Below are 13,698 nucleotides of genomic sequence, written 5' to 3'. Positions count from 1 at the left end.
CGAACAGTCATGATTAAAAACTATTTCAAAATAGCATGGAGAAACATTATGAAGCACAAAGTGTTCTCTCTTATCAATGTTATTGGTCTTACTATAGGTTTAAGTGCATCGTTTGTTATAGGTCTAATGATTTTTTACGATTCTACTTTTGATACGTTCCATAAAGATGGTGATCGTATTTATAGAGTGGTGACCGATTTTAAAACACCAGATGGTGAGTTTTATAATCCAGGTGTCACTTTAGCTTTGAAAAGTGCTATTGAAGATGATTTGAATTTTGAGGCTATTAGTGAGTTCTATAGAGAAAGACCAATGAAGGTTGAGAATAGAGCTAACGATAAGGAATTTAAATTACCAAAGTTCGTGATTTTTGCAGATCAAGACTATTTTAAAATTTTCGATTATAAATTTATTGCAGGAAATAACGATAATGCCTTAAGTAATCCAAACGAAGTTATACTTACTAAAGAACGTGCATTAAAATATTTTCCAAATACTCAAGTTTCAGAAATCATAGGGAAGACTTTGGTTTATAATGATTCTGTAAACACAAAAGTAACTGGTATCGTCGAGAACTTTGAAGGCAGAACAGATATCGTTTTTCAGGAATTTATATCACATCCAACATTACTTCAAACACGATTGCGAGATAATATCATTGGAAAGAATTGGAACAACACCAACTCTAGTTCTCAATTATTCGTGAAGCTAAACCCAAACGCAGACATCTCATCAATTAATTCAAGGTTTAAAAATTTGTCTGATGAACATGCCGATGAAGAGGACAAAAAATATGGAGAGGAGCGAATATTTCAATTACAACCATTAAGTGATATCCACTTTAATGAAAATTATGGAATTTATGATTGGTCTAGTGGGCAAGCTAGTAAATCATTATTAAAGAACTTAGTTTTAGTAGCCTTATTCTTATTGCTATTGGGCTGCATAAATTTTATAAATCTGAATACGGCTCAAGCGACTCAGCGAGCAAAGGAAATAGGGATACGAAAAACATTGGGAAGCTCAAGGAAACAACTAATTGGTCAGTTTATGGGTGAAACACTTTTATTAGTATTAGTTTCTGCCGCATTATCACTTTTACTATCAAGATGGTTAATTGGTGTGTTTTCTGATTTCGTGCCAGAAGGCTTAAGTTTTGAGTTGTTTAAAGCTCCAGTTTTAGTAATTGGCGCTATCATCCTATTGATAATAGTTACTTTTTTATCTGGATTTTATCCTGCTATAATATTATCAAGGTTCAATACGGTTTCAGTATTAAAAAATCATTTAGGAGTAGGTGATAAAAAGGTTGGTCTAAGAAAATTTTTAACGGTATTTCAATTTACTATTGCTCAAGTATTTATAATAGCAACACTTTTAGTTGGTAAGCAAATTAATTATTTGCTGAATAAAGATATGGGCTTTAAAACAGATGCTATTGTCTCTGTTTATAAACCTATTGAAGAAAATAGTTTAGAGAAAATTGAATTGTATGCAGAAAAGTTAGCTTCAATTCCAGAAATAAAAGGCGTTAGCTTAGGCGGTCCTCCGCCAGCATCTCAAAGTAGCAATACTACAGATATGAGACGTATGATCGATACCGAAGAGATTTATGGTGAAATGCAATTACTTGCAGGCGATACAAACTATTTAGATCTTTTTGAAATCGAACTTCTTGCTGGTCGTGTTCATAGAAATGACACCATAAGAGAATTAGTTATCAATGAAGCGGCTAGAAAATTCTATAGATTTAAATCACCTGAAGACGCTATAGGTAAGACTTTGCTTTTTGAAAATGAATATTTACCTATTGTTGGTGTGATGGGCGATTTTCATCAACGCTCTTTGAAATCTGAAATAAAGCCTATGACATTACGTGGTGATTGGTATAGAGAAATGTGGTCTTATTTTCAAGCAGCACATATTGTCTTTAAAAGTGATTCGCCCGAAAACCTTAAACGCAGTCTAACAAAAATTGAAAATGCATACAAAGACGTATATCCAAAAAGTAATATTAGGCTTGAGTTTGTTGATGAAACCGTTGAGAAATTCTATAAAAGAGAACAGAAAATATCAAAGCTTTTGAATTGGGCTACAGGTCTGTCTATTTTAATTAGCTGTTTAGGACTTTTAGGCTTGGTCATCTATACAACCAATCGACGTGTAAAAGAAATAGGTGTTCGTAAAGTTTTAGGGGCATCATTATTACAAATCAACACTTTGCTATGTAAAGAGTTTCTGATTCTTGTGGCGATAGCATTTATTGTAGCATCACCAATAGCATGGTACGGAATTAATAGCTGGCTTCAAGACTTTACTTATAAAACCAATATCAGCTTTTGGGTCTTTCTAATAAGTGGATGCGCCATGATTTTGTTTGCTTTAATTGTAATTAGCGCCAAGACTTTACAAGCAGCAAATGCAAATCCGGTGAATTCATTGCGCTCGGAATAATAAATCAATCTGTGTTGAATTAGTTTCAGCATCATCAATTAAAAATATAAAATCATGATTAAGAATTATTTTAAAATAGCATGGAGAAACCTTCTAAAGAAAAAAGGTTTTACAGCCATAAATATTATTGGTTTATCATTAGGTATAGGTTGCTTTATTATGATTTCTATGTTCGTGATAGATGAAATAAGTTATGATCGTTACCATGAGAAAGCCAACCGTATTTATCGTATTAATTCTGATGTCATTTTTGGTGGAACCGAATTGAGTATGGCTGTAACTTCAGATCCAATGGGAGAGGTCTTAAAGAATGATTACCCAGAGGTTGAGAATTATGTGAGATTCTATGCATCGCGAGGGTCTAAGCTAATAAAAAAAGGAAGTGAATATATTAACGAAGGAGCTGTGGCTCATGCCGACTCTACCTTATTTAATGTCTTTACTTTACCTACAATATTAGGCGATCCCAAAATAGCACTTAAAGATCCAAATACAGTAGTTATTACAGAGACAGCTGCTAATCGCTATTTTGGTAGCCCTCAATTAGCAATAGGGCAATTTTTAGAAACTGACGATAATGGTAAGACATTGTATAAAGTAACTTCAGTTATTGAAGATATACCCAAAAATTCGCATTTCAATTTCGATTTCTTTTTTTCTATGGCTAATGTAGAATATGATTTTGGAAATTATTTAAGTCATAACTTTCATACTTATGTACTATTAAAAGAAGGAGTCGATTATAAAGCTTTCAATAAGAATTTTAAAGCGATTATTAATAAATATTTACTTCCACAGGCAGCCCAGTTTATAGAGATTTCTAGTATGGATGATTTTGAAGCAAGCGGAAATAAATTGGAGTATTCTTTAATACCACTTACAGATATTCATCTACACTCCTCGAGAGGTATTGAATTAAGTGCTAATGGTAATATTCAGTACGTTTATATTTTTTCTGCTGCTGCGCTATTCATATTATTGATTGCTTGTGTCAATTTTATAAATCTTACAACTGCTAGATCTTCTAGTCGGGCAAAAGAGGTTGGGATTCGTAAAGTTTTAGGTTCTGAAAAGAAATCGCTAATTGGTCAGTTCTTAACAGAGTCAACCTTAATAGCAATTTTAGCACTTTTTGTAGGCTTATTGTTTGTATGGCTTTCTTTAGGTTGGTTTAATAATGTCTCAGGAAAAGAAATGTTAATGACATCCTTGTTGAGTCCAAAATTTTTAATTTTCATTGTTGTATTACCATTTATAGTAGGTGGATTAGCAGGTGCATATCCAGCATTCTTTTTATCTTCATTTCAACCTATTAAAGTTTTAAAAGGAAAATTATCATTAGGTCATAAGAAAAATACCTTAAGAAATTTTTTGGTCATATTTCAATTTGCAACATCCATTATATTAATTGTTGGGACTATAGTCATTTATAAACAACTCAACCATATTCAAAATTCTAATTTAGGATTTAATAAAGACCAGGTCGTGGTAGTTAGTAATTCTGGGTTGTCAAGTGAAACTAGGCAATCTCTAAAAAATGAAATTGAACAATTAACCGAAGTGAAATCAGCTTCGTTTGCAGGTTATTTACCTGTAAGTAGTTCTTCACGTTCGGATACAACATTTTCAACAGAAGCTGTTATGACTGAATCCAATGGATTTAATATGCAGTACTGGAACATAGATTATGATTATTTAGAAACCATAGGTATGGAAATTAAGGCAGGTCGAAATTTCTCCAGAGATTTTGGCTCAGATTCTACAGGGATCATCTTGAATGAAACAGCTGTTAAATTAGCAGGGTTTGGAGATCCTATCGGAAAAAAATTATATACAATAGATAGTGATGGTGACCTCGAAGGCTATACGATTATTGGTGTAGTTAAAAATTTCAATTTTGCGTCGCTACGCGAAAATGTTGGAGGTTTATGTTTCCAATTAGGAAATAACAGTTGGGAAAGCGCCTATAGATTTAATACAACCGATATTAGTGGTTTATTGTCTACAATTGAAAGTAAATACAAAGTTGCAGCTCCAGGTATGCCATTTGAATATGAGTTTTTAGATGAAGCTTTTGATAATATGTATAGACAAGAAAGACGTGTTGGTACAGTTGCTATGGCTTTTGCAATACTAGCTATAATTATCGCTTGTTTAGGCTTATTTGGATTAGCAACATATATAGCAGAACAACGTACAAAAGAAATAGGAGTGCGTAAAGTATTGGGTGCAACTGTAGCTAATATTATAAAAATGTTGTCTAAAGATTTTGTGAAGTTGGTAATTATTGCCTTTGTAATTGCAACACCAATAGCCTGGTGGTTTATGAATAAATGGTTACAAGAATTTGCTTTTAGAATAGATCTTACATGGGGAATTTTTGCAGTTACTGGATTTGTTGCATTAGTAGTGGCTCTAATTACGTTAAGCTTTCAGGCTATTAAAGCTGCAATAGCTAATCCAGTTAATTCTCTGAGATCCGAATAACTTAATCAATCATCATCAAAAAACAGAAATTATGATTTTTAATTATATAAAAATAGCATTCAGAAGTTTACTCAAAAATAAAGGGTATAGCTTTCTTAATATTTTCGGACTAGCCATAGGCATTACCTGTGCAAGTTTGATTTTTCTTTGGGTAGAAGACGAACTGAGTTTTAATGAATCTTTTGCTAAACAAGATGAGGTCTATTATGTGCCAACCAATCAAAATTATGAAGGCGAATGGCGAACTTTTTACTCTACTCCTGGTCCATTAGCCCAAGACATGTTAGATGAAATCCCTGGTATTGTAAAAGCGACTAGGTCTAGCAGCGAAGAGCGTTTATTTGCCGTTGGAGATAATTCGATTACTAGGAGAGGACGCTATGCTGATGCTGATTTCTTAGACATTTTCAGTCTCAAATTTATTGAAGGTAATCGTGAAGACGCTTTTGTAAATCCTGAAGCTATTGTATTAACTCAAGAAATAGCCGAACAACTTTTTGGTAAAGATGAAAAGGCGCTTGGAAAAGTGGTTAGAGTAAGCAACAAAGATAATTATCTAGTTACTGGTGTTATTGAAAACCTTCCGAAAAATGTCTCATTCCCTTTTAGTTGGGTTGCACCTTTTGAACGTTATAGCGAAGGCGCACAATGGATGACAGAATATGGTAGTAATTTCTCAGATACATTTGTAGAACTATCTCCAGAAGCAAACTTTGAAACTGTCGATGCTCAAGTAAGAGCATTAATTGGTAAAAAAGCCGATTTCACAGATGATTATGCTTTTTTACATTCTATCAAAGATTGGCATTTACGTTCCAAATTTGAAGGTGGCGAAATTGTTGGTGGTCGTATTTCCTATGTACGTTTATTTATGATTATCGCATTTATAATTTTACTTATAGCATGCATCAATTTTATGAACTTATCTACAGCGCGAAGTGAAAAACGAGCTAATGAAGTTGGTGTGCGTAAAGCTATGGGTTCTAGTCGTTCAAGATTAATCACTCAGTTCATTTCTGAAGCTTTAATTCTAGCCTTTATAGCAGCCGTATTTAGCGTTTTGTTACTTGCTCTTTTATTACCGCAGTTTAATCTTATTATTGAAAAAGATTTGTCTTTAGGATTAACGAATCCAATTCACATTGTTGTACTGTTAGGTATTGCCATTATTTGTGGTGTTTTTGCAGGTTTGTATCCAGCATTTTATTTATCGTCTTTTAAACCTGTTGAAGTCTTAAAAGGCCTTAAAGTTACACATGGTTCGGCCTCATTTATCCGAAAAGGATTAGTGGTCGGCCAGTTTACCATTTCTATCGTATTTATCATTTTTACCATATTGGTATATCAGCAAATTCAATTTGCAAAAAACAGAGAATTGGGTTATGATAAAGACCAATTATTGTCGATGCGAATTGACCGTGATTTTATACCAAAATTTGATTTAATTCAACAAGAATTAATAAGAACGGGTTCTGTGCACAACGCAACCTTATGTAATTCCAAAATATTGTCGAGTGGTAATAACGGTTCAGGTTTTCGTTGGAAAGGTGGAACCGATACTGAAGATGTTTTACTCTCTTTTAGAAATGTAACACAAAGCTTTTTTGAAACTACAGGAATGGAGATTATAGAAGGCAGAGGTTTTAGTAATAATGTAGAAGCAGATAGCGCTTATGTATTAGTTTCGGAGTCATTGGCTAAAATGATGGGTGATGAAAATCCGATAGGAAATATTATTAGTCGTGGTGAAGACAATATGGAGATTATAGGCGTTGTAAAAGACTATGTTTACGGAGATATGTTTGACTCTAGTGACCCAGTATTATTCTTACACTACCCGAATTATGCAAGATTCATGTTTATAAAAACTAAGGATGGCGTTCCTGTTGATCAAGCTCTATCAGATATTGAAGCTGTTTTAAAAAAACACAATCCAGCTTATCCTTTCGAATATACTTTTGTAGATGAAGCTTTTAATGCCAAGTTTAAAAATGAGCAATTGGTTGGCGAATTATCTCAGATATTTGCTATGCTCGCCATACTTATATCTTGTTTAGGACTTTTTGGTCTAGCAGCATATACAGCTGAGCAACGCAGTAAAGAAATTGGTGTGCGTAAAGTTTTAGGTGCTAGTGTCTCAGGTATTGTAAAGTTATTATCAAAAGACTTTTTAAAGCTCGTAGGTATTTCTATTTTAATTTCTATTCCTATTGCATGGTATGCAGCATATAATTGGCTTCAAGATTACGCTTACAGAATAGAGATAAACTGGTGGATTTTTGTCGTAGCAGGTGTGCTTGCCATAGTAATCGCTTTAGCTACAGTGAGTTTTCAAGCGGTTAAAGCAGCGATTGCAAATCCAGTAGATAGTTTAAAAACGGAATAAATCAATAAGTGTTCGATTCTGAACAAGAAGTGTATCAAAATCGAACACTTTATAGTCTTTTAATAAAAATAAAAATCTGACTATCAATTAGTTAGGTGTTTGGCACCATCTTCACTATATATTATGTGTAAAACTATTCAATGAGTCATCAAAAAACAAATAATCATGAAAAATTTAAAACACATTTTAGTAGCGAGTTTGATTATAACTAGTCAAGCAATGCTAGCACAAACAAAGAAGACTGTATCATCTTTTAATAAGGTCATTATAAGTCCGCACATAGAAACCACTTTTGTTCAAGGTGACGAAGAATCTGTGACCATACTAGAAAATGCCGTATCAGACGATAAAGTGAATATAGAAGTTAAGGGAGGAACACTTAGAGTATATTTAGATGATGCAAAAGTGACAACGAAACATGAAAAAGTAGTACGTCATGGAGTAAAAATGAATGTGCCTATCTATAAAGGAAAAGTACTAACCGTAAAAGTGACTTATAAAGTCATTGATAATTTGTCTTTAAGAGGTGAGCAAAAAACAGTTTGTGAAAGTTTAATAGCTGTTGAGCACTTTAAACTCAAAATTTATGGCGAATCTGAGGTCACATTTAAAGAGGTAAACTTCAAAACATTTGATGCTGATATTTATGGTGAGAGTCAATTAGCTATTGAAGATGGCACTACCGAAAATCAATATATAACGGCTTACGGAGAAAGTGAAATTGACCTTATTGGAGTTGATAATAAAAGATCTAAGCTTAAAGCTTATGGTGAAGCAGAGTTTAAAGTACAAACTTCAAATCATATCAAATTTACAGCTTATGGCGAGGCTGAGTTGTATTATAAAGGTACAGCCGAAGTGAGCAAAGGAATAAGTTTTGGAGATTCAAAAATCAATCGTATAGATTTATAAAACATCAATTAAAATGGCAAATGCATTATTAAGTTTAAACGTAGCGACAAGAACTGTTAATTCGGGAAGCAATGCAGTAACCTTATTAGATAAGATTAATCTTCAAGTAAAAGAAGGTGAATTCATTTCTCTAATGGGTCCTTCAGGTTCTGGTAAATCAACTTTACTAAACTGTATTGGCATGTTAGATAGTTTTACAGGAGGCGGTTATACGTTTCTAGGTGAGCCGGTTCATAGTATGAAAGAAAAGAACAGGTCTAAACTGTATAAAGAATATATCGGATTTGTATTTCAAGCCTATCATCTCATCGATGAGTTAACGGTTTGGGAAAATATCGAAACGCCATTATTATATAAAAATGTAAAATCGTCTGAACGCAAAGCTTTAGTAGCAGATATGTTAGACCGTTTTAATATTGTTGGTAAAAAGAACTTGTTCCCAATACAGTTAAGTGGTGGTCAACAGCAACTAGTAGGAATTGCCAGAGCACTTATTGGAAAACCCAAATTAATTTTGGCAGATGAGCCAACAGGGAATCTAAATTCTAAACAGAGTACAGAGATCATGGAATTATTTTCACAATTAAACAAAGAGGGTGTTACAATTATTCAAGCCACACACTCAGAGCACAATGCATCCTATGGCTCAAGAATTATAAATCTATTAGATGGACGAATAGTCTCAGAATAAGAAGAACATCATGACACATAAAAGAATAGTAATTACTCTCATAATTTTAATGAGTTGGGCAGGATATACTCAAAATTTGAATCAGAAACCTTATTCATTAGACGACTGTATATCTATTGCATTAGAGAATAATCTCGATTTAAAATCGGCTAATTTAAGAGCCAATTCAGCTAAAGTAAATCATCAACAATCAAAAGCCAATATGTTACCAAGCATAAATGGAAACTTTAATTTAGGGGTTAATAATGGTAGAAGTATAGATCCATTTACCAATGATTTTATAAATCAAGAATTGACATTTTCTAATATGGGTTTAAGCTTGGATGCTACTATTTTTAATGGATTCAGGTTATTGAATGCAGCAAAGCAAAATTACTTAAATAGAAAAGCATCGGAGCTTGAAACAGAAGCTGCTAAGCAAGATCTGGTGTTGAATGTGACTTTAACATATTTACAGGTTTTAAATAGTAAAGCAGTTTTAGATTTAGCGAAACAACGTTATGAAACGACAAAGAAACAACTGAAGATTCAAGAAGATTTTTATAAAAATGAATCTGGAAACCCAGCCGACTATGCCGATATTTTAGGACAAGTTGCCAATGACGAGACTAGTATTTTGGTTTCAGAATCAAACCTGAATAGTGCCAAATTACGCCTTGTAAGATTATTGAATTTACCAGAAAATATCCAAATAAATACAGAGTTGATGCTATTAGACTTCGAGAAATACAATCGTTCTGCCGATGAGGTCTATACAGAAGCTCTACAGAATTTAGCAACTTTTAAAGCAAGAGAATTGCGTATTGAAGCATCAAAAAAAGGAATTAGTGTTGCTAAATCTCAATTCACACCTGAAGTATCTATTTTTGCTGGTGTTAATACAAATTACTCAAGTGCAGCTGAAACGTTTTCTGAAACAGGGACAAGTATTGTAGATACAGGAGATTTTGTGACTTTTAATGGTCAAGACCTGCCTGTGATGACCGAACAAACATCCTTCTCGCCACAAAACATCAATTTTAAAGATCAATTAGATAATAACTTAAGTACAGTCGTTGGTATTTCAGTGAGTGTGCCTCTTTTTAATGGTTTTAGAGCAAAAAATAATGTGGCTTTAGAAAAAATTAGAGTGGAGGAATCGGTTTTAGAATTAGAACGAACACATTTGGATATTAAAAATACAATAGCTCAAATTCATTTTGAGATGGAAACAGTTTACAATCGTTATCAAAGTTTATTAAAGCAAGTTGATGCTTATGAAGAATCGTATCGTATTAATGAAATTCGATTCAATAATGGAATTTCTAATTTCTTAAACTATATCACCAGTAAGAACAATCTAGATAATGCTAAAGTAAACTTGACCAATGCTAAATACGACTATTTATTGCGTGTTAAAGTGTTAGATTTTTATAGAGGAAATCTATCGATTTAATGTCTCCAACACTTGTTTTAAGTCTCCAATACTAATTTCCTTAAAATCAAAATCAAGTTGCGGATTTGCCTTTGTCGTTGTGTCTACGGTATCGTAATAGAGTTTATCATCTTTACGTTTAATAGCTACAAGAACTACGTCCTCGCCAGCACTAATCGTTTGAAAATCATAAACACCATTGGTGTACCAACTTGGTAAAACCGAATTCATAGATTTAAATACCATACTTATACTGGCACCATCTGCATTTTTGATTTTCAGTTTGTATTTGATACGTTTGGTTTGTCCATTAATAAAACGATCGCAGTTAATCCATCCTAAATTTGACGTTTTCAAAACATAATAACTCACATCTCTTGATGATATATCCGAATTAGGTTCTTCTAATAGTTTATCGAATTTATCAGCGGTAACAGCTACTCTTCCTGCCGAAAACTTTTGTTTAGGCACTAAACGTAATAGTCTCGTTGTTGTAGGTACCTTAGTTGCATCCCAAGGAACTCTCACAATATGACCACCTCGTGTTATTGAGTCATCTTCTAGAATTTTAAATTTAGTGCCTTGCATTTCAAATAACGGTTTTCTTAGTACATAAGCCCATTCCATGACATTGGGTTTTGCTTCTAATGTGATTTGCCTTATAAGTCTTTGCTTCTTGTAGTTTTCCCATTCTTGAATAAACAGCGAGTCTACTGGGAAATCCTTGTCGTGCATCACTTCTCTAATGAGCTCTACCATTCCGCGACGTTCGGTATATATGCTGTCCATTTCAACAGCAATTGAATCGGATGGTTGTATAACGTCTAAAGGTTCAGCAACAAGGTCAGTCTGAAACTGTCTTACATTATTTTGTTCACCTTCAATTTCAAATAAAATAGGTAAGGCGTAAGGCACAATTACTGTTTTGCCACGTTGTACTCCTGGATTAAATTGTGGTAAAAGATTAAGTACGCGATCTGCTTCTTCGCTTAATCTAGGATGTGCCGCGCGCGTTTGAATAAAGACCACATTCCCATCTTGATCAATTTTAAAAATACAGTTGATACGTTGTTTGCCAGATAACCCTAAACCAATACCTATATCAGTATTAAAATTCCGACTCATAAATTTTGAGATAGCATTTTTGGTACATTTTTTTCTAGTCTCATTGTCTTCAGCTTCGCAACCTGGAAATGTTGGAACTTGCTCTACAATGCCAAATGGGACTTCTACAATGTCTTCTAGGATTTCTAAATCGTCTATAACATCCTCCTGAAGCGTCCAATTGATATTATCATTTGACCATTGCCCAGAAAATAATTGCATTTCTGGTTTTTTGTTTGTCGTCGGAAATTGAATCTCAATTGGTGTACCATCCTTTAATTCTAATGCAGTGCCATTTTGTTTAGCCTCTATATAGAGCATACCACCAGTTTCTAATTGTTTTCCATGAGATACTGTTGAAAGATTTGCTAGAAGTATATCTGATAATTTGTAATATTCTGTTACGTTTAGGTTGATTTTACCAGTAACAATTTGCTGTGTGTTTGGATTAATGAAAGCTCCTTTTTTGATCTTTAGAATAGTGCCTTCTTTGCACTTAATTATCGTATCGTTAGTGACATCGATTTTAATGTTTTGAGGCTTCTTTTGGATATTGACTTGTGTTTCAGAGACACTTCCAAACTTTTTGTTAGCGGTAGTTGTGGTATAGCTAACCTCAACTTCAGAATCTGTTTTTATGCTATCTGTTTTTACTTCAGAATGATCAATTGTAGTATCACGTTCTGTTTTTTTAGTTGTTACAGAATCTACAAGTATGGTGTTTAAACTATCATTGTTTGAAGTTGGTTCAATTTCCGAAGTATTGAAAACTAAAGTATATAACATGACTAAAGCACCAATTACAATGATTGAAATCCCTGAAATTTTTATCCACTTTTGGGTGGTGTAAGCGCGTTGTGCTTTAAAGATATCTTCTTTAATTTTAACACGCTCTAATCCATTTACAAAAACAATATGTTCTTCATAAAGACTATTAAATTCTAGATTGGTCTTGAGTTTAGTTTCAAAGTTTAGTTGTTCCTCTTTGCTTAACAAATTATTGAGGTAACTGTGAATGAGTTCTATATGTTGGTTATAGGTTTCCATGCTTTTTTGATTTAGGATTGAACCGATTTTAATTTGGTTTTATAAATGTCTTTTGCTTTTTGTAAGCATTTGTACTTCTGATTTTTTGCAATTTTTGAAGATTTAAATTGCATCACATTAGCGATATCATGAAATGACATGGCCTTGTGGTAAAACAGTTGTAGCAATTGTTGACATCGTTTTCCAATTTCTAGAAAAGCATGTTCGGCAAGTTGGTACTTTTTTTCTTCTATAACAGCTTGAAATACTTCAACGTCTTGCGCATTGAGTTGTTGTAATTGCTGTTTCGAGAGGTTTTTTTGAATATCCGACCATACAAATCGTGATACCGAATAGAGATACGTATAAAACGATGAGGTCAATTTAAAGTTTGAGGTTTCTAAATTTCGATTTAAAATGATTAATGCTTCTTGAAATACATCATTGGCATCTGCTTTATTCCCGCCTTTGGAGAGCACAAGTTTCTCTATTCTTGGATAAAGGCGATAGAGTTTTTTAAACGCCTTATCACGCTGACCGTTTTTAAAAAGTACTAAAATGTCTTGATCACTCATACATGCTTTTTACTTATTAATGGTCAAAAGTTGAAAAGGTCTCCTATTTTTTTAATTATTTCTCACAATTATGATACCAAATAGAAGTTTTTATTATCTCGCACAGTTAACACACAATAAACTTTCAGGTCTTATTAGGATTCTTCCAACAGGAATTTGTTGCTTACATTTCAGGCATATACCAAAGTCGGTATCATCAATTTTTGACCATACACGTTTTAAATTATTGAGTTTGATTTCAGCTTGTCTTAATGAGGCTTCATTAACACTTTTGTTATTTATGGCATCCATTCTACTCACACGACCAATGGCATCATTAGGAGAAATGGGTTTGGTAAGTTCTTTATAATGCTCTATTGATGCTTCAGTTTTAGAGATTTCCTCCAAAACAGTTTGTTTTATCTGTGCTTTATCCATAGCAATACATTATTTGATGATTCTAAAATAAGCTATAAAAATGAAAGTTCTATATTTAGCAACGACTATAAGACCCTAATATACTATTATGAAACTTATTGAATATATCACTGGTAAAGGCGGATTTATGATTCTTGCCTTAATTGTAGTTGCCGTATTTATCTACAGGAAATACAAAGAAAAACGCTACTATAAAGATGTTGAGAAGCGTATAAATAATAAGGGCAAATAA

The 13,698-nt window shown here is 33.1% G+C and carries 10 protein-coding genes; 7 read left to right on the top strand and 3 right to left on the bottom strand.

Annotation, left to right across the window (positions count from 1 at the left end):
- Nucleotides 1–9 precede the first annotated feature (9 nt).
- From KWG70_RS02635 to KWG70_RS02610, 6 genes are all read left to right on the top strand, one after another.
- Nucleotides 10–2,454, top strand: a complete 2,445-nt coding sequence (locus tag KWG70_RS02635) for an ABC transporter permease (RefSeq protein WP_230934443.1) — start codon at nucleotides 10–12, stop codon at nucleotides 2,452–2,454.
- 54 nt (nucleotides 2,455–2,508) lie between these two features.
- A complete protein-coding gene (locus tag KWG70_RS02630; protein ID WP_230934442.1) occupies nucleotides 2,509–4,941 on the top strand; it encodes an ABC transporter permease in 2,433 nt (810 codons plus the stop codon).
- A 31-nt stretch (nucleotides 4,942–4,972) separates the two neighbouring features.
- Nucleotides 4,973–7,327 carry an ABC transporter permease gene (locus KWG70_RS02625; protein ID WP_230934441.1) on the top strand — a complete coding sequence of 785 codons (2,355 nt, stop codon included), beginning with the start codon at nucleotides 4,973–4,975 and terminating at the stop codon, nucleotides 7,325–7,327.
- 165 nt (nucleotides 7,328–7,492) lie between these two features.
- Nucleotides 7,493–8,239, top strand: a complete 747-nt coding sequence (locus KWG70_RS02620; protein ID WP_230934440.1) for a head GIN domain-containing protein — start codon at nucleotides 7,493–7,495, stop codon at nucleotides 8,237–8,239.
- A 13-nt stretch (nucleotides 8,240–8,252) separates the two neighbouring features.
- A complete protein-coding gene (locus KWG70_RS02615; RefSeq protein WP_230934439.1) occupies nucleotides 8,253–8,930 on the top strand; it encodes an ABC transporter ATP-binding protein in 678 nt (225 codons plus the stop codon).
- A 10-nt stretch (nucleotides 8,931–8,940) separates the two neighbouring features.
- Entirely contained in the window at nucleotides 8,941–10,365 is a 1,425-nt protein-coding gene (locus tag KWG70_RS02610) for a TolC family protein (protein WP_230934438.1), read from the top strand.
- Here KWG70_RS02610 and KWG70_RS02605 read toward each other — a convergent pair.
- The 3 genes from KWG70_RS02605 to KWG70_RS02595 form a co-directional block, all read right to left on the bottom strand.
- On the bottom strand, nucleotides 10,354–12,495 hold the full coding sequence (locus KWG70_RS02605) for an energy transducer TonB (protein WP_230934437.1): 2,142 nt from the start codon (nucleotides 12,493–12,495) through the stop codon (nucleotides 10,354–10,356). The two genes, KWG70_RS02610 and KWG70_RS02605, sit on opposite strands and share 12 nt — an antisense overlap.
- Before the next feature lie 11 nt (nucleotides 12,496–12,506).
- The gene (locus KWG70_RS02600; RefSeq protein WP_230934436.1) at nucleotides 12,507–13,049 is read right to left on the bottom strand and encodes an RNA polymerase sigma factor; all 543 of its coding nucleotides are present in this window, start codon (nucleotides 13,047–13,049) and stop codon (nucleotides 12,507–12,509) included.
- A 93-nt stretch (nucleotides 13,050–13,142) separates the two neighbouring features.
- Nucleotides 13,143–13,466: a TraR/DksA family transcriptional regulator gene (locus KWG70_RS02595; RefSeq protein ID WP_230934435.1), complete on the bottom strand. Its 324-nt coding sequence runs from the start codon at nucleotides 13,464–13,466 to the stop codon at nucleotides 13,143–13,145.
- A gap of 88 nt (nucleotides 13,467–13,554) precedes the next feature.
- Between KWG70_RS02595 and KWG70_RS02590 the strand changes: the two genes are divergently transcribed.
- Nucleotides 13,555–13,698: a hypothetical protein gene (locus tag KWG70_RS02590; RefSeq protein ID WP_230934434.1), complete on the top strand. Its 144-nt coding sequence runs from the start codon at nucleotides 13,555–13,557 to the stop codon at nucleotides 13,696–13,698.

It is taken from the genome of Psychroserpens luteolus, assembly GCF_021032705.1.
Lineage (GTDB): Bacteria > Bacteroidota > Bacteroidia > Flavobacteriales > Flavobacteriaceae > Psychroserpens > Psychroserpens luteolus.
The sequence above is the reverse complement of the archived record's forward strand: the minus strand, read 5'-3'. Positions and strand labels throughout refer to the sequence as shown.

What these genes read in the sequence shown, in the direction of transcription:
- KWG70_RS02620 (WP_230934440.1), top strand. Translation starts at nt 7,493, where the DNA reads ATGAAAAATTTAAAACACATTTTAGTAGCGAGTTTGATTATAACTAGT.
- KWG70_RS02600 (WP_230934436.1), bottom strand. Translation starts at nt 13,049, where the DNA reads ATGAGTGATCAAGACATTTTAGTACTTTTTAAAAACGGTCAGCGTGAT.
- KWG70_RS02635 (WP_230934443.1), top strand. Translation starts at nt 10, where the DNA reads ATGATTAAAAACTATTTCAAAATAGCATGGAGAAACATTATGAAGCAC.
- KWG70_RS02590 (WP_230934434.1), top strand. Translation starts at nt 13,555, where the DNA reads ATGAAACTTATTGAATATATCACTGGTAAAGGCGGATTTATGATTCTT.
- KWG70_RS02610 (WP_230934438.1), top strand. Translation starts at nt 8,941, where the DNA reads ATGACACATAAAAGAATAGTAATTACTCTCATAATTTTAATGAGTTGG.
- KWG70_RS02595 (WP_230934435.1), bottom strand. Translation starts at nt 13,466, where the DNA reads ATGGATAAAGCACAGATAAAACAAACTGTTTTGGAGGAAATCTCTAAA.
- KWG70_RS02630 (WP_230934442.1), top strand. Translation starts at nt 2,509, where the DNA reads ATGATTAAGAATTATTTTAAAATAGCATGGAGAAACCTTCTAAAGAAA.
- KWG70_RS02605 (WP_230934437.1), bottom strand. Translation starts at nt 12,495, where the DNA reads ATGGAAACCTATAACCAACATATAGAACTCATTCACAGTTACCTCAAT.
- KWG70_RS02615 (WP_230934439.1), top strand. Translation starts at nt 8,253, where the DNA reads ATGGCAAATGCATTATTAAGTTTAAACGTAGCGACAAGAACTGTTAAT.
- KWG70_RS02625 (WP_230934441.1), top strand. Translation starts at nt 4,973, where the DNA reads ATGATTTTTAATTATATAAAAATAGCATTCAGAAGTTTACTCAAAAAT.